The organism is Streptomyces sp. TSRI0107, assembly GCF_001905845.1.
Classification (GTDB): Bacteria; Actinomycetota; Actinomycetes; order Streptomycetales; family Streptomycetaceae; genus Streptomyces.
Genome location: NZ_LIVZ01000002.1, coordinates 441,945 through 463,525, shown reverse-complemented (window position 1 = coordinate 463,525; position 21,581 = coordinate 441,945). Strand labels below are relative to the sequence as shown.

At 74.2% G+C, this 21,581-nt stretch carries 2 protein-coding genes; both read left to right on the top strand.

Annotated elements, in window-relative coordinates; all coding sequences use genetic code 11:
* Positions 1-399 precede the first annotated feature (399 nt).
* Entirely contained in the window at positions 400-17,652 is a 17,253-nt protein-coding gene (locus tag AMK31_RS06025; protein ID WP_073939326.1) for a non-ribosomal peptide synthetase, read from the top strand.
* Positions 17,649-21,578 carry a non-ribosomal peptide synthetase gene (locus AMK31_RS06020; protein WP_073939325.1) on the top strand — a complete coding sequence of 1,310 codons (3,930 nt, stop codon included), beginning with the start codon at positions 17,649-17,651 and terminating at the stop codon, positions 21,576-21,578. The genes AMK31_RS06025 and AMK31_RS06020 overlap by 4 nt, the downstream gene beginning before the upstream one ends.
* Positions 21,579-21,581 lie beyond the last annotated feature (3 nt).

Sequence of the window (21,581 nt, the reverse complement as noted above, 5' to 3'; positions counted from 1 at the left end):
ACAACACCTGTTCCGCACCTCATTGGCCAGACCCATGGGTACGGCAAACAGTTGCTCCGGCACCCGCCACCCCCCGTGACCGGATGATTTCCGAGATCTGTGCCGCGCAACGCGGACGCATGGCGTGTCGGTCGGTGGCCGGAACCTGGTCTGGATTCTGTACTGTGACGGTCCCGCTGGTCAACGCCACTCTACCGGCCGGTTGTTGACGCGGTCGTGTTAGGGTCGATTGACGCCCCGTCAGCGCTGCGGGCCGCCCGGCGGTTAATTCGTGGCATCGGCAACGAGGGCATTGTTATCTTGCACGTTGATGCGAGACCTCGAGAGCCCAGCGCGTCGGGGGACACGTAACGGGGGGATTTAGGGAAGCTTCCCCCTGCACACATGGGGGAGCGCAGGATGTTCACCGGATCGCCGTCTGCCCGCAATCCGTTGTCGGCGGCCCAGCAGCGCGTCTGGTTCGCCCAGAAACTCATCGCGGACAGCCCGCTCTACAACATCAGCGGTTTCGTGGAGATAGCCGGTCCGCTGGACGTGCCGCAATTCGAGAGCGCGCTCCGGCAGGCCGTGGGCGAGGCCGAAGCACTCCATGTCCGATTCGGTGAGACCGACGGTGTTCCCTGGCAGTCCGTCGAGACTTCCGGCGACTGGCCGCTCGCGGTCACGGACCTGTCCGCCCGGGAAGACGGGCGGGCCGCCGCGCTCGCCGCGATGCGGGACGATCTGGTTCATCCTTTCAACCTTTTCACCGGTCCGCTGTTCGTGCAGAAGCTGTTCCGGACAGCCCCGGACCGGTTCCTCTGGTACATGCGGGTGCATCACATCGCCTGCGACGCTTTCGGGTTCAACCTGATTGTGCAGCGGGTCGCCGACTGCTACTCGGCCCTCTCGGAGGGCCGGCAGATCCCGCCCACCCCGTTCTCCCCGCTCACCGAATTCCTCGCCGAGGACGTCAGATACGCCGAGTCCGCGCGCGGCGGCAAGGACCGCGACCACTGGCTCCAGCGCTTCCGTGACGCCCCGGAGCTGCTCGCCCTGCCCGACCGCCCCACCGGCCTGTGGTCCGAGGCGCACCGCCACACCACCCAGCTGGAACCGGAGCTGTTCGGCGCGGTCCGGCGACTGGCCCAGGAGTCGGGGACCACCTGGCAGGTCACGCTGACCGCCGCTGCCGCCGCCTACCTCGGCCGCTTCTCCGGCACCGACGACGTCGTGCTCGGCTTCCCCGTCACCGGCCGCCTCACCCCGGTCACCCAGGCCACGCCCGGCATGGCCTCCAACGTGCTGCCGCTGCGCCTCGCGCCGCAGCCGCGCATGCCCTTCACCGAACTCCAGCGGTACGTGGGCCGCGAGATGCGCGCCCTGCTGCGGCACCAGCGGTACCGGGGCGAGGACCTGCGCAAGGACCTCGGCCTCGGCGGCCTGACCCGCCGGATGTTCGGACCCGCCGTCAACTTCCTGCCCCTGCCGCAGGATCTGCGGTTCGGCCCGTGCACGGCCGAGGCCCGCGGAGTGCCCAGCGGACCCGTCGACGACCTGGTGATCGCCTTCGAGGGCGGCTCCGACGAACACGGGGTGCGGGTGCTGCTCGCGGGCAACTCGGCCGCGTACGACGCCGACACCGTCGCCGGTCACGGCCGGCGATTCCCCGCCTTCCTGCGCGCGCTCCTCGCCGACCCCGCCCGCCCGGCCGGCCTCGCCGACGTGCTCCTGCCCGACGAACGGCACCGGGTGCTGACCGAGTGGAACAGCCGCGCCGCCGACCTCGCCGCGGGCACCCTCCCCGAGTGGTTCGAGGAGCACGTCCGGCGCACCCCCGACGCCGTCGCCGTCACCCACGGGGACACCCGTCTGACGTACCGGGAGCTGAACCGGTGGGCGAACCGGCTGGCCCACCGGCTCATCGCGCGCGGCGCGGGCCCCGAGCGGCTGGTCGGACTGAGGCTGCCGCGCTCGGCCGAGCTGGTCGTGGCGATCCTCGCGGTGCTGAAAACGGGCGCCGGCTATCTGCCGATCGATCCGCAGACGCCCGCCGGCCGGGTCGCCACGGTGCTCTCCGAGGCCGGCCCCGTGCTCGTCCTCGACACGGTCGACGACGTACGGGACGTCGGGGAAACCACCGACACCGACCCCACCGACGCCGACCGGCTCGGCGCGCTGCACCCCGACCACCCCGCGTACGTGATCTTCACGTCCGGTTCGACGGGCAAGCCGAAGGGCGTCGTCGTCTCGCACCGCAACGTCACCCGGCTCTTCTCCGCCACCGCCGAATCGTTCCGCTTCGGCCCGGACGACGTGTGGACCCTGTTCCACTCGTACGCCTTCGACTTCTCGGTGTGGGAGCTGTGGGGCGCGCTGCTGCACGGCGGCCGGCTCGTCGTCGTCGACCACACGGTCTCCCGTTCGCCCGACGCGTTCCGCGCCCTGCTCGCCGACGAGGGCGTCACCGTCCTCAACCAGACGCCCTCGGCCTTCTACCAGCTGATCCAGGCCGACCGGCAGCACCCGGCGGACCGGCTGGCACTGCGCCACGTGATCTTCGGCGGTGAGGCGCTGGCCCCCGGCAAGCTCGCCGCCTGGTACGAGCGGCACCCCGACGACCGGCCGGTGCTCGTGAACATGTACGGCATCACCGAGACCACTGTGCACGTCACCGAGCACCCGCTCGGCCGCGAGGACGCCGCCGCCGACACCGGCAGCACCGTCGGCTCACCGCTCGCGGACCTGCGGGCCTACGTGCTCGACGCCGCCCTGCGCCCGGTGCCGCCCGGCGTCACCGGCGAGCTGTACGTGGCCGGCGCCGGACTCTCCCGCGGCTACCTGAACCGCCCCGGGCTGACCTCCGACCGGTTCGTCGCCTGTCCCTTCGGGCCCCCCGGCGCCCGTATGTACCGGACCGGCGACCTGGCCCGGTGGACCCCCGACGGCGCCCTCGCCTACGAAGGCCGCATCGACCACCAGGTCAAGATCCGCGGCTTCCGCATCGAGCTCGGCGAGATCGAGGCCGTGCTCGCCCGCCACCCGCGCGTCGCCCAGGCCGCCGTCGTCGTCCGTGAGGACCGGCCCGGCGACAAGCGGCTCGTCGCCTACGTGGTGCCGCGCGAGTCCGCCCCCGGATCCGACGAACTGCGCTCGTACGCCGCCGAGTCCCTGCCCTCGTACATGGTGCCGTCGGCCGTGGTGACGCTGCCGGCGCTGCCGCTCACCCCGAACGGCAAGCTGGACCAGCGCGCCCTGCCCGCCCCGGACTTCGGCGCGCTGGTGTCCGGGCGGGCCCCCCGCTCACCGCGCGAGGAGACCCTGTGCCGGATCTTCGCCGAGGTCCTCGGCGTCGAACAGGTCGGCATCGACGACGACTTCTTCGCACTCGGCGGCCACTCGCTGCTGGCGACCCGCCTCGCCGTCCGCATCCGCACCGAACTCGGCGCGGAGGTCCCCCTCGGCACCCTCTTCCAGCACTCGACGGTGGCGGGACTCGCCGCCGTGCTCACCGCCGACGGGCCCGCCCGCCCCGCACTGCGCCGGACCGCGCGGCCGGACGCCGTGCCCCTGTCCTTCGCCCAGCAGCGCCTGTGGTTCCTCAACCGCATGGAGGGCGTCGGCGCCGCCTACAACATGCCGCTCGCGCTGCGGCTGACGGGACCGCTCGACCGTACGGCGCTCCAGGCCGCGCTGGGAGACGTCGTGGCCCGCCACGAGTCGCTGCGCACGGTCTTCGCCGACGCCGACGGCGAGCCGCGGCAGGTCGTCCTCGCCGCCCCCGACGTACCGCTGCCGGTGACCGAGGCCGGCGCGGACGCGCTGCCCGGCCTGCTGGACGAGGCGGCCGGCGCGGGCTTCGACCTGTCCCGCGAGATACCACTGCGCGCCTCGCTGTACCGGCGACGCGCCGACGAACACGTCCTGCTGCTCGTCGTGCACCACATCGCCGGCGACGAATGGTCCATGGGCCCGCTCGCCCGCGACCTGGCCACCGCCTACCGGGCCCGCCTGGACGGCGGCGCGCCCCACTGGACCGAACTGCCGGTCCAGTACGCCGACTACGCCCTGTGGCAGCGCGAACTGCTCGCCGGTGAGGACACCCCCGGCACGGTCGCCCACACCCAGCTCGCCCACTGGCGCGACACCCTGGCCGGCCTGCCCGACGAACTGGACCTGCCCACCGACCGGCCGCGCTCCGCGCTCACCGGCCGCCGCGGCGCGTCCCTGCCGGTCACCCTCGACGCCGAACTGCACCGCGGCCTGCTGCGGCTCGCCGGAGAGCGCCGCGCCACCCTCTTCATGGTGCTGCACGCCGGACTCGCCGGGCTGCTGACCCGGCTGGGCGCCGGCGAGGACATCCCGATCGCGGGCCCCGTCGCCGGCCGCACCGACGAAGCCCTCGACGACGTCGTCGGGTTCTTCGTCAACACCCTGGTGCTGCGCGCCGACACCTCCGGCAACCCCGCCTTCGGCGAACTCGTCGACCGGGTCCGGGACGTCGACCTGGCGGCCTACGCCCACCAGGACGTGCCCTTCGAACGGCTCGTGGAGATCCTCAACCCCAGCCGCTCCGCGAACCGGCTGCCGCTCGCCCAGGTCCTCCTCGTCCTCCAGAACACCCCCGGCTACCACGTCGAACTGCCGGGCCTCGACGTCGACCCGCGGATGATCCACCCCGGCGGCGCGAAGTTCGACCTCTCGGTGAGCCTGACCGAGAAGGTGGACGACCAGGGCGAACCGGCCGGCCTCGAAGGCTTCGTCGAGTACGCCACGGACCTCTTCGACCAGGACACCGTCCAGCGGATCACGCACTGGCTGGAGCGGCTGCTGACCGCCGCGGCCGCCGACCCGAGCCGCCGCCTCGACGACATCGAACTGCTCACCGACGAGGAACACCGGCAGCTCACCGCCACCTGGAACGACACCCGGCAGGACGTCCCGCGGCAGACCGTGCCGGCCCTCTTCGAGACGCAGGCCGCCCGCACCCCGGACGCACCCGCCCTCGTGTTCGCCGGCACCACGCTGTCGTACGCCGAACTCAACCGGCGCGCCAACCGGCTGGCACGGCTGCTGATCCAGCGGGGGATCGGCCCGGAGGACCGGGTCGCGCTGATGCTGCCGCGCTCGCCGGACCAGGTCGTCGCGGTGCTCGCCGTCCTCAAGGCGGGCGCCGCCTACCTCCCGGTCGACCCGGAGTACCCGGCCGAACGCATCGCCTACCTGCTGTCCGACGGCGCGCCCGCGCTGATCCTCGTACCGGACGCCCGGACCGCCACCCCGCCGGGCGCCGCGGCCGTCCTCGCCCTCGACTCGGCCCGGCCGGACCGCTTCCCCGGCCACGACGTCACCGACGCCGAACGGCGCTCCCCGCTCACCCCCGCCCACGCCGCCTACGTCATCTACACCTCCGGCTCCAGCGGCCGCCCCAAGGGCGTGACCGGCACCCACACCGGTGCCGCGAGCCTCCTCGCCGCACAGCGGCACACCCTGCGCGTCGGCCCCGGCGACCGGGTGCTCCAGTTCGCCTCGCTCAGCTTCGACGCGGCCTTCTGGGAGATGGTCATGGCGCTGCTGTCCGGCGCCACCCTCGTCCTCGCCGACCCCGACGGGCTGCGCCCCGGCGCCCCGCTGGCCCGGACCGCCGCCGCGCACCAGGTCACCCATGTGACCCTGCCGCCGACGGTCCTGGAGGTCCAGGAGGCGACGGACCTGCCGACCGTGCGCACCCTCGTCGTCGCCGGCGAGGCGTCCTCGGCCGAGCTGGTGGCCCGCTGGTCGGCCGGCCGCCGGATGATCAACGCGTACGGGCCGACCGAGACCACGGTGTGCGCCACCATGAGCGCCCCGCTCGACGGCGGCCACCGGCCGCCCATCGGCCTGCCGATCGCCAACATGCGCACCTACGTCCTCGACGGCCGGCTGCGTCCCGTCCCGGTCGGCGTGCCCGGCGAGCTGTACCTCGCGGGCGCGGGTGTCGCACGCGGCTACCTGAACCGCCCCGGCCTGACCTCCGAACGCTTCGTGGCCTGCCCGTTCGGCGCGCCCGGCGAGCGGATGTACCGCACCGGCGACCTCGTCGAGCGGCGCTCCGACGGCACCCTCGTGTACCTGGGCCGCACCGACGACCAGGTCAAGGTGCGCGGCCACCGCGTCGAACTCGGCGAGATCGAGTCCGCGCTGACCGCCCAGCCCGAGGTCGCCCAGGCGGCCGTGATCACCAGGGCCGACCGGCCGGGCCAGATCATCGCCTACGTCGTCCCGGCCGGCGCCTCCGCCGAATCCCTCGGCGCCGACCTGCGCGGACGCCTCACCGGCCGGCTCCCCGCCTACATGGTCCCGGCGGCGGTGGTGGTGCTGCCGGTGCTGCCGTTGACGCCGAACGGGAAGCTGGACCGGCGGGCGCTGCCGGCGCCGGACTTCGACTCGGCCGGTGCGGGCCGGGCGCCGCGCACACCCGCGGAGGAGGTGTTGTGCGGGCTGTTCGCCGAGGTGCTGGGGGTCTCCCGGATCGGGATCGACGACAGCTTCTTCGACCTGGGTGGTCATTCGCTGCTGGCGACTCGGTTGGTGAGCCGGGTGCGGTCGGTGCTGGGTGTGGAGTTGCCGTTGGCGGCGTTGTTCGACGCGCCGACGGTGGCGGGTCTGGCCGGCCGGGTGGAGGCGTTGGAGTCGGGGGCCGCGCGGCGTGCGCTGGTGCGGCGGGAGCGGCCTGATGTGGTGCCGTTGTCGTTCGCGCAGCAGCGGTTGTGGTTCCTGAACCGGCTGCAGGGTGTCGACGCCCTCTACAACATGCCGGTGGTGCTCCGGCTGCGCGGCGAACTCGACCGCACGGCACTCCGGTTCGCCGTCGGCGACCTGGTCGAGCGGCACGAGGCGCTGCGCACCGTGTACCCGGACGTCGACGGGACGGCACGGCAGGTCACGCTCCACACATGGGACGTGCCCCTGCCGGTGGTGGACACCGACGAGCAGGAGCTGCCCGAACTGCTGCGGGCGGCGGCGGGCGCGGGTTTCGACCTGTCCCGCGAACTGCCCCTGCGGGTCACCCTGTTCTCGCTCGGCGAGCGCGAGCACGTACTCGCCCTGGTGATGCACCACATCGCCGGCGACGGCTGGTCGATGGGACCGCTCGCCCGCGACCTGGGCGCCGCGTACGCCGCCCGCCACGACGGGCGCGCCCCCGACTGGCGGCCCCTGCCGGTGCAGTACGCCGACTACGCGCTGTGGCAGCGGGAGCTGCTGGGCGCCGAGGACGATCCGGGCAGCCTGGCCCACGAGCAGCTGGAGTACTGGCGCACGGCGCTGGCGGGGCTGCCCGAGGAGCTGGACCTGCCCACCGACCGCCCCCGGCCCGTCGAGTCCAGCCACTCCGGCGGCCGCGTGGACGTCGACTGGGACGCCGCACTCCACCAGGACCTGCTCGACTTCGCACGCGACTCCTCCGCGTCGGCCTTCATGGTGGTGCAGGCGGCGCTCGCGGTGCTGCTGAGCCGCCTCGGCGCGGGCGACGACATTCCCATCGGCACGCCGATCGCGGGCCGCACCGACGAGGCGCTGGACGAACTCGTCGGCTTCTTCGCCAACACGCTGGTGCTGCGCACGGACGTGTCGGGCGGTCCGACCTTCCGGGAACTGCTGACCCGCGTGCGGTCCACGGACCTGGCGGCCTACGCGCACCAGGACGTGCCGTTCGAGCGGCTGGTGGAGCTGGTGAACCCGGCGCGCTCGCGCGCCCGCCACCCCCTCTTCCAGGTCCTGCTCGCCTTCCAGAACACCCCCGAGGTCAGCCTCGAACTGCCCGGCCTCACCATCGGCACCGCCGGCCTCGACGTCGGCGTCGCCAAGTTCGACCTGTCGCTCAACATCCAGGAACGCCAGGAGGACCGGCGGCCCGGCGGCATCGCGGGCACCCTCGAGTACAACGGCGACCTCTTCGACCGCGACTCCGCCGCCGCGCTCGCGACCCGCCTGGAGCGCACCCTGCGCGCGCTGCTGGCCGACCCGGACCGGTCCGTCGACCGCGTCGACATCCTCGACGACGGCGAACGGCACCAGGTCCTCACCGCCTGGAACGACACCGCCGCCGAGAACCGGCACACCACCCTCCCCGGCCTCTTCGAGGCCCAGGCCGCCCGCACCCCGGACGCCCCGGCCGTTCGGCACGGTGGCGAACACCTCACCTACGCGGAGCTCAACGCGCTCGCCAACGGTGTGGCCCGCGAGGTGACCGGCCTCGGCGTGGGACCCGAGGACCTGGTCGCGGTGGCCCTGCCCCCGTCGCTCCGCCTGCCGGCGGCGCTACTCGGCGTACTCAAGGCCGGAGCCGCCTACCTGCCCGTGGACCCCGGCTACCCGGCCGACCGCATCGCGGCCATGCTGGACGACGCCGCCCCGGCCCTGCTGCTGACCACCGAGGACACGGTCCAGGGACGGGACGAGTTCGGCACCGCCCCGCGGCTCCTCGCCGACACCGTCGCCCCCGTGTCCGTCAACCCGTCCGACGACCGGCGCACCGCACCCCTGCGGCCCCACCACCCCGCCTACGTCATCTACACGTCGGGCTCCACCGGCCGCCCCAAGGGCGTGGTCGTGGAACAGCGCAACCTCGTCGACTACCTCGAATGGGCCGGCGGCAGCTACCCGAGCGCGCGCGGCTCCGCCCTGCTGCACTCCTCGGTCTCCTTCGACATGACGGTGACCGCGCTGCTGACCCCGCTGACCGTCGGCGGCTGTGTGACCGTGGGCAGCCTCGACGACCGGGACCTGCCCGCCACCGCGCCGACCTTGCTCAAGGCCACCCCCAGCCATCTGCCGCTGCTGCGGACCCTGCCCGCCCACGCCTCGCCGACCGAGGAACTGCTGCTCGCCGGAGAGCCGCTGACGGCCGAGGCACTGCGCGGCTGGCGCACCGCCCACCCGGGCGTCTCCATCCGCAACGTGTACGGGCCGACCGAGACCACCGTCAGCTGCACCGAGCACCGCGTCGCCCCCGGCGAGGAACCCGCGGGCGCCTTCCCGATCGGCCGCCCGCTCGCCAACACCCGGCTGTACGTCCTCGGCCGCGGCCTTCAGCCGGTACCGGTCGGCGTGCCCGGCGAGCTGTACGTGGCGGGCAACGGTGTGGCGCGTGGGTACCTGAACCGCCCCGGCCTGACCTCCGAACGCTTCGTGGCCTGCCCGTTCGGTGCGCCGGGTGAGCGGATGTACCGCACGGGTGACCTGGTGCGGTGGAACGCCGATGGTGAGCTGGAGTACTTGGGTCGTGCCGACGACCAGGTGAAGGTGCGGGGTTTCCGTATCGAGCCGGGTGAGATCGCGGCGGTGCTGGACCGGCATGACGCGGTCGCGCACAGCGCGGTGGTGGTGCGGGAGGACCGGCCGGGGGACAAGCGTCTGGTGGCGTACGTCGTCCTGGCCGACGGCGTCGGGGAGACCGACCCGGCTGAGCTGCGCGCCCACGTCGCCGCCACCCTGCCGGACTACATGGTCCCTGCGGCGGTGGTGGTGCTGCCGGTGCTGCCGTTGACGCCGAACGGGAAGCTGGACCGGCGGGCGCTGCCGGCGCCGGACTTCGACTCGGCCGGTGCGGGCCGGGCGCCGCGCACACCCGCCGAGGAGGTGTTGTGCGGGCTGTTCGCCGAGGTGCTGGGGGTTTCTCGGGTCGGGATCGATGACGGTTTCTTCGATCTGGGTGGTCATTCGCTGCTGGCGACGCGGTTGGTGAGCCGGGTGCGGTCGGTGCTGGGTGTGGAGTTGCCGTTGGCGGCGTTGTTCGACGCTCCGACGGTGGCGGGTCTGGCCGGCCGGGTGGAGGCGTTGGAGTCGGGGGCCGCGCGGCGTGCGCTGGTTCGGCGGGAGCGGCCTGATGTGGTGCCGTTGTCGTTCGCGCAGCAGCGGTTGTGGTTCCTGAACCGGCTGCAGGGTGTCGACGCCCTCTACAACATGCCGGTGGTGCTTCGACTGCGCGGCGAACTCGACCGCACGGCACTCCGGCTGGCCGTCGGCGACCTGGTCGAGCGGCACGAGGCGCTGCGCACGGTCTTCCCCGACCGCGACGGCCACGCCCACCAGGTGATCCTGGAGGGGACCGCCGCCGACGTCCCCGTCCGGCACGTGCCCGTCGCGGACGACGCCGAACTGCCCGAGGCACTGCGGCAGGAGGTGACCACCGGCTTCGACCTGGCACGCGAACTGCCGCTGCGGGTCACCCTGTTCTCGCTCGGCGAGCGGCAGGAGCACGTGCTGTCGCTGGTGCTGCACCACATCGCCGGCGACGGCTGGTCGATGGCCCCCCTCGCCCGTGACCTGGCCACCGCCTACACGGCACGGCTGGCCGGCGGGGCGCCGGAGTGGGAGCCGCTGCCGGTGCAGTACGCGGACTACGCGCTGTGGCAGCGGGAGCTGCTGGGCGCGGAGGACGATCCGGGCAGCCTGGCCCACGAGCAGCTGGAGTACTGGCGTACGGCGCTGGCGGGGCTGCCCGAGGAGCTGGACCTGCCCACCGACCGCCCGCGCCCTGCCGTGGCGAGCCACGAGGGCGGGCTGACCCCGCTGTGCTTCGACGCGGAACTGCACGGCGATGTCCTGGAGTTGGCGCGGGAGTCGTCGACGTCGGTGTTCATGGTGGTGCAGGCGGCGCTCGCGGTGCTGCTGAGCCGCCTCGGCGCGGGCGACGACATTCCCATCGGCACGCCGATCGCGGGCCGCACCGATGAGGCGCTGGACGATCTCGTCGGCTTCTTCACCAACACGCTGGTGTTGCGCACGGACGTGTCGGGTGGCCCGACCTTCCGGGAACTGCTGACCCGTGTGCGGTCGGCGGACCTGGCGGCGTACGCGCACCAGGACGTGCCGTTCGAGCGGCTGGTGGAGCTGGTGAACCCGGCGCGCTCGCGCGCCCGCCACCCCCTCTTCCAGGTGCTGCTCGCCTTCCAGAACACCCCGGAAGCCGAACTCGGACTCCCCGGTCTCAGCGTCGAGACGGAGACCGCGGAGACCGACGTGGCCAAGTTCGACCTCGTCTTCAGCCTGCGCGAGGAGGGCGGCGAAGGCGGCCTGCACGGCGTGCTGGAGTTCAACAAGGACCTCTACGATGCCGGGACCGCCGCCCGGCTCGCCCGCCGGCTGGAGCACCTGCTCGGCGCCCTCGTGGCCGACCCGGACCGGCCCGTCGACCGCGTCGACATCCTCGACGACGACGAACGGCACCACGTCCTCACCGCCTGGAACGCCACCGCGTCCCAGGTCGCCCCGGCACCGCTCCCGGCGCTCTTCGAGGCCCAGGCGGCCCGTACGCCCGAGGCGACCGCGCTGCTGCACGACGGCACCGCCCTGACCTACGCGGAGCTGAACGCCCGCGCCAACCGCCTCGCGCGCCGGCTGGTCGCCTGGGGCGTCCGCCCCGACACGGTGGTGGCGCTGGCCCTGCCGCGCTCGGCCGACCTGGTCCTCGCCGCACTGGCCGTGGTCAAGGCGGGCGCCGCCTACCTGAACATCGACCCCGGCTACCCGGCCGAGCGGGCCGCCTACATGTGCGCCGACGCCCGCCCCCTGGGGCTGCTCACGTCCGCGGGCGCCGACGCCAACACCCCGGGTGACCTGCCGCGCTGGCGGCTCGACGCTCCGGAGACGGCGGCCGAGCTGGCCGCCCTGTCCCCGGCCGACCTGACCGACGCGGACCGTACGGCACCGCTGCTCGTCACCCATCCCGCGTACGTCGTCTACACCTCCGGCTCGACCGGCCGCCCCAAGGGCGTGCTCGTCACCCACCAGGGACTGGCGAGCCTCGCCGCCGCCCACCAGGAGGCACTGGGCGTCACCGAGGGCGCGCGGATGCTCCAGTTCGCCTCGCTCAGTTTCGACGCCTCGGCCTGTGAGCTGGTGACCACCCTGCTGGCCGGAGCCACCCTGGTCGTGCCGCGCCCCGACCAGCTGATCGGGGACGAAGTGGTCCGGCTCATGGCCGGGACCGGGGTGACCCACGCGATGCTGCCCCCGGCCTTCGTGGCCACCCTCGACCCGGAGAGCGTCCCCACCCTGCGCGGACTCATCACCGGCGGCGAGGCCTGCGCGCCGGAACTGACCGCCCGCTGGTCGGCTGGCCGCACCATGCTCAACGCCTACGGCCCGACCGAGTCGACCGTGTGCGCCACCCTCAGCGGCGCGCTCACCGGCGCCGTGAACGCCCCGATCGGCCGCCCGATCGCCGACACCCGTGCCTACGTCCTCGGCCGCGGCCTTCAGCCGGTACCGGTCGGCGTGCCCGGCGAGCTCTACCTCGCGGGCAACGGTGTCGCGCGTGGGTATCTGAACCGTCCGGGGCTGACGGCGGATCGTTTCGTCGCGTGTCCGTTCGGTGCGCCGGGTGAGCGGATGTACCGCACGGGTGACTTGGTGCGGTGGAACGCCGATGGTGAGCTGGAGTATCTGGGTCGTGCCGATGACCAGGTGAAGGTGCGGGGTTTCCGTATCGAGCCGGGTGAGATCGCGGCGGTGCTGGACCGGCACGACGCGGTCGCGCACAGCGCGGTGGTGGTGCGGGAGGACCGGCCGGGGGACAAGCGTCTGGTGGCGTACGTCGTCCCCGCCGACGGCGTCGGGGAGACCGACCCGGCTGAGCTGCGCGCCCACGTCGCCGCCACCCTGCCGGACTACATGGTCCCGGCCGCGGTCGTCGCCCTCGACGCGATCCCGCTGTCGCCCACGGGCAAGGTGCACCGCGACGCGCTGCCCGCCCCCGACTACGACACCGCCGGCACGGGCCGCGCCCCGCGCACGCCCGCCGAGGAAGTGCTGTGCGGACTGTTTGCCGACGTTCTCGGCCTGCCCAGGGTCGGCGTCGACGACAGCTTCTTCGACCTCGGCGGTCATTCGCTGCTGGCGACGCGGCTGGTGAGCCGGGTGCGGTCGGAGCTGGGCGCCGAACTGCCCCTGGCCGCCCTGTTCGACAGCCCGACACCGGCGGGACTCGCCGCCCTGGTCACCGACCTCGGCGCCGGGACCGTACGCCCCGCCCTCACGCCCCGCACCCGGCCCACGCCGCTGCCGCTCTCCTTCGCCCAGCACCGGCTGTGGATGCTCGCCCGCCTCTACGACGCGGACGCCCTCTACAACATGCCGCTGGTGCTGCGCCTGAGCGGTGACCTGGACCGTGCCGCACTGCGTGCCGCCCTGGGTGACGTGGTGGCGCGGCACGAGTCGCTGCGGACCGTGTTCCCGGACGTCGACGGCACGGCACGGCAGGTGGTGCTCGCCGCGGGCGACGTGCCGCTGCCCGTGGTGGAGACGGACGAGACGGCCCTGCCGGAACTGCTGCGTGCCGCCGCGGCAGAGGGCTTCGACCTCTCCCGTGACCTGCCGCTGCGGGCCACGCTTTTCGCGCTCGGCGCCGACGAGCACGTCCTGCTGATCTCCCTGCACCACATCGCCGGCGACGGCTGGTCGATGGGGCCGCTCGCCCGCGACCTGGGCACCGCCTACACGGCCCGCCACGACGGGCACGCCCCCGACTGGCAGCCGCTGCCGGTGCAGTACGCCGACTTCACCCTCTGGCAGCGCGACCTGCTCGGCGACGAGGACCAGGACGGCAGCGCGGCCCACGCCCAGCTGGAGTTCTGGCGCACCGCCCTGGCCGGTGCCCCGGAGGAACTGGCCCTGCCCACCGACCGTCCGCGACCGGCGGAGTCGACCTACGCCGGCGGCCGCGTGGACGTCGACTGGGACGCGGAACTGCACGGCGGTGTCGTGGAGTTGGCGCGGGAGTCGTCGACGTCGGTGTTCATGGTGGTGCAGGCGGCCCTTGCGGTGCTGCTGAGCCGTCTGGGCGCGGGTGAGGACATCCCGATCGGCACGCCGATCGCCGGTCGCACCGATGAGGCGCTGGACGATCTCGTCGGGTACTTCGCCAACACGCTGGTGCTGCGCACCGACGTGTCGGGTGGCCCGACCTTCCGGGAACTGCTGACCCGCGTGCGGTCGGCGGACCTGGCGGCGTACGCGCACCAGGACGTGCCGTTCGAGCGGCTGGTGGAGCTGGTGAACCCGGCGCGCTCGCGCGCCCGCCACCCCCTCTTCCAGGTGCTGCTCGCCTTCCAGAACACCCCCGAGGAGTCGCTGCGGCTGCCGGGACTGACCGTCGGCACGGCCGGCGTCGACATCGGCGTCGCCAAGTTCGACCTCGCCCTCAGCCTGCGGGAGAGCACGGCCGGCCAGGACCCCGCCGGCATCCGGGGAATGCTGGAGTACAGCACCGACCTGTTCGACCCCGCGAGTGCGGAGCGGATCGCCGCCCGGCTGGAACGCGTCCTGCGCGCCCTCGTCGCCGACCCCGACCGGCCCGTCGACCGGATCCCCCTCCTCGACGAGGCGGAACGGCAGCGGCTGCGCACCGAGTGGAACGCCACCGAGGTGCCCGTCGAGGGCGTGGCGTCCACCGTGCACGCCGTGTTCGCCGAGCGGGCCCGCACCCGCCCCGACGCGGTCGCCGTCACCTCCGGCGCCCGGCACCTCAGCTACGCCGAGCTGGACCGGCGGGCCAACGGCCTCGCCCACCACCTGATCGCGCTCGGCGTCCGGCCCGAGGACCGTGTCGCCGTCCTCATGGAGCGGTCCGCCGACCTCGTCGTCGCCCTGCTCGGCATCCTCAAGGCCGGCGCGGCCTACGCCCCGCTGCACGAGAGCTACCCGGCCGAGCGGATGCGCGAGGTGCTGGCCGGCTCCGGCGCCCGCGTCCTGGTCACCGACCGGGTCTGGCGGGAACGCGGGCTGCCCGACGCCGAACACGTCGTCCTCGTCGAGGACGCCGCGGACACCGGCACCGCCCCCGAACCGCCGCACCGGCCCGACGGGCTGGCGTACGTCATGCACACCTCCGGATCGACCGGCAAGCCCAAGGGCATCGCGATCACCCATCGCAACCTGCTGGAGCTGGCCCTCGACCCGTCGTGGGCCGACGGCGACCGGCACCGGCACGTGCTGATGCACGCCCCGTACGCCTTCGACATCTCCGACTACGAACTGTGGGTGCCGCTGCTGGCCGGCGGACGGGTCGTGCTCGCCCCGCCCGGCGAGCCGGACATCGCCGAGCTGAAGCGGCTGATCGTCGCGGAAGGCATCACCGGCGTGCACTTCACCGCCGGCCTCTTCCGGGTCGTCGCCGACGACCTCGGCGACGTGCTCGGCGGCGTCGAGGAGATCCTCACCGGCGGTGACGTGGTCTCCGTCGCGGCCGTCGAGAGCGTGCTGCGCGCCGCGCCACACCTCGTCGTACGCCACCTGTACGGTCCGACCGAGATCACCCTGTGCGCCACCAGCCACCTGGTGTCCGCCGCCGACGGACTCGGCGACCGGCTGCCCATCGGCCGGCCCCTCGCCAACACCCGCGCCTACGTGCTGGACGCGGCGCTCGCCCCGGTGCCCGAGGGCGTCGCCGGCGAGCTGTACATCGCCGGAGCCGGACTCGCCCGCGGCTACCTCGACCGCGCCGGGCTCACCGCCGAGCGGTTCGTGGCCGATCCGTACGGCCCCGCCGGGGCCCGCATGTACCGCACCGGCGACCTGGCACGCCGCCGCCACGACGGCACCCTGGAGTTCGTCGGCCGCGCCGACGACCAGGTCAAGGTGCGCGGGTTCCGCATCGAACCCGGCGAGGTGGAGGCGGCCCTGACCCGCCACCCGTCCGTCGCGCAGAGCGCGGTCGTCGTCCGCGAGGACCGCCCCGGCGACAAGCGCCTCGTCGCCTACGTCGTCCCCGCGGACGGCACCCGCGGCGTCGACCCGGCGCAGTTGCGCGCCCACGCCGCCGACCGGCTGCCGGAGTACATGGTCCCGGCGGCGGTCGTCGCCCTGGACGAACTCCCGCTGACGGCGAACGGCAAGCTCGACCGGGCCGCACTGCCCGCGCCGGTCTTCCGCTCCGGCGGCACCGGCGCCCCCCGCACCCCGCGCGAGGAGCAGCTGTGCCGTCTGGTCGCCGACGTGCTCGGCCTGGACGACGTAGGCCCGCAGGACAACTTCTTCGAACTCGGCGGCGACAGCATCGGCTCCATCCAGCTGGCCGGCCGGGCCCGCGCGGCCGGCCTCGAACTCACGCCGAAGGACGTCTTCCGCACCCGGACGCTGGCCCAGCTCGCCGCCGTCGCCGGCACGGTCACCACCCCGTCCGACGCGGCCGACGACGGAGTCGGCGAGGTGCCCCTCACCCCGGTCGTGCACGACCTGCGGGCCCGCGGCGGCTCCCTCGACGGGCTGCTCCAGTCGGTGCTGCTCCAGGTGCCGCCCGCGCTCACCGAGACCGGCCTCACCACGGCCCTGGAAGCGCTCGTCGACCACCACGACGTGCTGCGGCTGGAGGTGACCGGCGCCGACTGGCGGCTGCGCGTGCGGCCCGCCGGGTCCGTCCCGGTGACCGACCGGGTGCGCCGGGTCGACGTGGCCGGACTGGACGACGCCTCGCTGCGCGCCGTCCTCGCCAAGGAGGCGGTCGCCGCGGGCGAACGCGTCGCTCCGGGCGACGGAGTCATGTTCCAGGCGGTCTGGTTCGACGCGGGCGACGAGGTCTCCGGCCGGCTGCTGCTGACCGTCCACCACCTCGCCGTCGACGGAGTGTCCTGGCGGGTCCTCATGGACGACCTCAGGACGGCGTGGACCGAGGCCGAGGCCGGACGCACCCCCCGCCCCGACCGGGTGGGAACGTCGTTCCGGCGCTGGGCGACGACCCTCACCGAGGAGGCGGTCACACCGTCCCGCACCGCCGAACTCGCCTTCTGGACGGGCCTGCACGACCGGCCCGTGCCCCGGCTGGGCGCCCGCGACCTCGACCCGGCCCGGGACACCACGGCCACCGCGCGGTCGCTGACGGTCTCGCTGCCCGCACCGGTCACCGAAGCCGTCCTCGCCCGGGTCCCGGCCGCCTACAACGCGGGCGTCGACGACGTCCTGCTGGCCGCCCTCGCCCTCGCGGTGCGGGCCGGCCGGGACGGGCAGCAGGACGCGCCGGTGCTCGTCGAGGTCGAGGGCCACGGCCGGCACGAGGAGCTCGCGGACGGGCTCGACCTGTCCCGCACCCTCGGCTGGTTCACCAGCGTCCACCCGGTGCGGATCGACCCCGGCCCGGTGGACTGGACGGACCTGTGGCAGGCCGGACCCGCCGTCGGCGACGTCCTCAAGCGGGCCAAGGAACAGCTGCGGGCCGTGCCCGACGAGGGCATCGGCCACGGGCTGCTGCGCTACCTCAACCCGGACACCGGCCCCGCGCTGGCCGCCCTGCCGACCCCGCAGATCGGCTTCAACTACCTGGGCCGCTTCCAGGGCTCCGGCGCCGCGGACTGGGGCCTGGCGCCCGAGGCGGCCGGCGAGGACGGGGCCGGCGCCCCGCCCGGCGCGATGCCGCTGCGCAACCCGCTCACCGTCAACGCCACGACCCGCCCCTCGGCCGGCGGCGGCGCCGAGCTGCGCGCGGTCTGGACGTGGCCGGACGGGCTGCTGACCGAGACCGAGGTGGCCGCCCTCGCGGACACCTGGATCCGGGCGCTGACCGTGATGGCCCGCCACGTGGGCCGCGCCGACGCGGGCGGCGCCACCGTGTCCGACTTCGACCTGGTCGACCTCGACCAGGACGAGATCGAGGCATTCGAGGACGAGTTCATGTTCGAGGACGGGGACGAGGAATGAAGCGCGTCAAGGCGCGGATCGAGGACGTACTGCCGCTGACCGCGCTCCAGGAAGGGCTCCTGTTCCACGCGCGCTTCGACGAGCGGCAGGCCGACGTCTACCACCTCCAGTTCGTGTTCGACCTGCGCGGCGAACTGGACGCCGGGGCGCTGCGCCGGGCGGCCGACGGGCTGCTCGCCCGGCACGGCAACCTGCGGGGCGCCTTCCGGGAGCGCCGCAACGGCGAGTCCGTCCAGGTGGTGCCGGACCGGGTGCGGATGCCGTGGCGGGAGACGGACCTGTCGGCGCTGCCGTCCGCCGAGCGAGCGGAGCGGCTGGCGGCGGTGCTCGCCGAGGACCGCGCCACCCGCTTCGACCCGCGCAAGCCGCCGCTGATCCGGTGCGAGCTGGTCCGGCTGGCCGCCGACGAGCACCGCTTCGTGCTGACCAGCCATCACCTCCTGCTCGACGGCTGGTCCGTCCCGCTGATGCTCCGCGAGCTGTTCGCGATGTACGCCCAGGACGGCGCCGGCCACACCCTGCCGCCGCCCGTGCCGTACAAGGAGTACCTGCGCTGGCTGTCCCGGCAGGACCGCGCCGAGGCCGAGTCGGCCTGGCGCCGGTACCTCGACGGACTCCAGGAGCCCACCCTGCTGGGCCCGGCGGGCGCCGGCCGGGACACCGTGGTGCCCGAGGAGACCGAGACCGAGGTCGACGCGGAGCTCACCGCCCGGCTCACCGACCTCGCCCGCCGCCACGGACTCACCCTGAACACCGTGGTCCAGGGCGCCTGGTCCGTGGTGCTGGCCCAGCTCACCGGCGGCGACGACGTCGCGTTCGGCGCGACCGTCTCCGGGCGCCCGCCGGAGCTGCCCGGCGTGGAGTCGATGATCGGCCTGTTCGCCAACACCCTCCCGGTCCGGGTACGGCTGGACCCGGCCGACTCCCTGATCGGCACCATGCGGCGGATCCAGGAGGAGCGCGCCCTGCTCGCGGCCCACGAGTACCTGGGCCTCGGCGACATCCAGCGGCTCGCCGGACCCGGCGGCGAACTCTTCGACACCCTGTACGTGTTCGAGAACTACCCGGCGCCCGCCGACGACGGGGACACCCCCCGGCACGGGCTGCGGATCGCCGGCACCGAGGGCAGCGGAACCGCCCACTACCCGCTGACCCTCACCGTCCTGCCCGGCGACACCCTGCGGATGCGCCTCACCTACCGGCCCGACCTGTTCACCCGGCAGACCGTGCGCGGCTGGGCCGAACGGCTGCGCGGGGTGCTGCGGACCGTCGTCGACGACCCCGGCCTGCCGGTCGCCCGCGTCGACGTGCTCGACCCCGCCGAGCGGCACCGCGTCCTGGAGGAGTGGAACGACACCGCCGCCGAGCCGTCCCCACACTGCTGGCCCGCCCGCTTCGAGGAGCAGGTCCGCCGCACCCCGGACGCCCTGGCCGTCTGGCGGCCCGACGGAGCCGGACTCACCTACGCGGAGCTGAACGCCGAGGCGAACCGCATCGCCCGCTGCCTGGTGGCGCGGGGCATCGGACCCGAGTCCGTGGTCGTCCTCGCCCTGCGCCGCACCCCGCGGCTCGTCGCCGCCCTGCTGGCCGTGCAGAAGGCGGGCGCCGCCTACCTCCCCGTCGACCTCGACCACCCCCGCGACCGCATCGAGGGCATCCTCGCCGCAGCCCGGCCCGCCGCCGTCCTCACCACCCTGGACGACAGCGCCCGGCTGCCCGGCGGACCACACGTGCACTGCCTGGACGACCCGGAGTTCCGCGCCGAGGCCGCCGCCCGCCACCCCGGCGACCTCACCGACCGGGACCGGCAGGCGCCGCTGCGGCCCGAGCACCCGGCGTACGTGATCTTCACCTCGGGTTCCACCGGACGGCCCAAGGGCGTGGTCGTGCCGCACCGGGCACTGCTCAACTTCCTCACCGCCATGAACGAGCGCTTCCCGCTCACGCCCGAGGACCGGCTGCTGGCGGTGACCACCATCGCCTTCGACATCCACGCCCTGGAACTCCACCTGCCGCTGATCACCGGCGCGAGCGTCGTGGTCGCCGACCGGGACACCGTCGTCGACCCGAACGCCCTCGCCGACCTGATCGACGCGAGCGGAGCCACCCTCATGCAGGCGACGCCCACGCTGTGGCACGCGCTGCTGACCGAACGCCCGCGCGCCGCCGAACGGCTGCGCGTCCTGGTCGGCGGCGAGGCCCTGCCCCCGGACCTCGCCGAGCGCATGACCCGCACCGGCGGGCAGGTCACCAACCTCTACGGGCCCACCGAGACCACCGTGTGGTCCACCGCCGCGCTCCTCGACCGCACGGCGGCGGGCGGCCCCGGCATCGGCCGCCCCATCCGCAACACCCGCGCCTACGTCCTCGACGCCGCCCTGCGCCCGGTCCTGCCCGGCGTCACCGGCGAGCTGTACCTGGCCGGCGAAGGCCTCGCCCGGGGCTACCTGGACCAGCCGGGCCTCACCGCCGGACGCTTCGTCGCCGACCCGCACGGCGCCCCCGGCGCCCGGATGTACCGCACCGGCGACCTGGCGCGCTGGAACCCCGACGGCACCCTGGAATACCTCGGCCGCACCGACCACCAGGTGAAGATCCGCGGCTACCGCATCGAACTCGGCGAGATCGAGGCGGCCCTGGCCCGGCACCCCGGCGTCGCGCAGAACGCGGTCGTCGTCCGCGAGGACCGCCCCGGCGACAAGCGCCTCGTCGCCTACGTCGTCCCCGCCCCCGGAACCGCCGCCGAACCGGAGACCCTGCGGGCGCACGTACGCGGCCGGCTGCCCGGCTACATGGTGCCCGCCGCCGTCGTGACCCTGCCCGCGCTGCCCCTCACCCCGAACGGCAAGCTGGACCGCAAGGCGCTGCCCGCGCCCGGCCCCACCGCCCCGGCCACCGGCACCGGCCTCCCCGGCACCCCCGAGGAGGAGGCGCTGTGCGCCCTGTTCGCCGAAGTCCTCGGACTGACCCGGGTCGGCGTCGACGACGACTTCTTCGAGCTGGGCGGCCACTCGCTGCTCGCCACCCGCCTGGTCAACCGGATGCGCGCCGAACTGGGCACCACCGCCTCCATCCGCAGCGTCTTCGAGGCCCCGACCGCGCGGAGCCTGGCCCGCCGGCTGCACCGGCGGGACGACCCGCTGGAGGTGCTGCTGCCGCTGCGCACCGGCCGCGACGGCATCCCGTACTTCCTCGTCCACCCGGTCGTCGGCATCGGCTGGTGCTACGCCGGGTTCATCACCCGGCTGCGGCCCGACGCCCCGCTGTACGCGCTCCAGGCGAGCGGACTGCGCCCCGGCGACGACTGCGCGCCCAGCGTGAAGGAGATGGCCGCCGACTACGCCGCCCGCATCCGGGCGGTGCGGCCCGACGGCCCCTACCGGCTGATCGGCTGGTCGTTCGGCGGCCTGGTGGCGCACGAGACGGCCGCCCTGCTGCAGAGCGAGGGAGCGGAGGTCGACCTGCTCGCCCTCCTCGACTCCCAGCCGGCGGCCGGCCCCGGACCACGGGAGGCGGAGGACGATCTGCTCCAGGAGATCCTCACCGTGCTCGTGGCGGCGGTGGACCCGGCCCACCGGCCCGGCGCCGGGACCCCGGTGACCGCCGCCGAGGTCGCCGCGCTGCTCCGCGAGCACGACAGCCCGCTGTCCGGACTCGGCGAGAGCGGCATCGAGGCCCTGCACCGGGTCGCCGCCAACAACCGCCGGATCGCCGCCGAGTTCACGCCCGGCGTCTTCCACGGCGACGTGCTCGCCTTCCGCTCCGGGCGGGACGGCGCCGCACAGCCCGCCGCAGCCGCGTGGGGCGCCCATGTCACCGGGGAGATCCACGAGATCGAAGTGGACTGCACCCACCTCGAGATGACCACGCCCGCCGCGCTGGACGTCATCGCCCCGGTGCTGAACGCCCGCACGGCGAACCGCTGAACC

Bases quoted from the DNA above. Each gene is read 5' to 3' on its own strand.
- AMK31_RS06020 (WP_073939325.1), top strand. From the start codon at position 17,649: ATGAAGCGCGTCAAGGCGCGGATCGAGGACGTACTGCCGCTGACCGCG.
- AMK31_RS06025 (WP_073939326.1), top strand. From the start codon at position 400: ATGTTCACCGGATCGCCGTCTGCCCGCAATCCGTTGTCGGCGGCCCAG.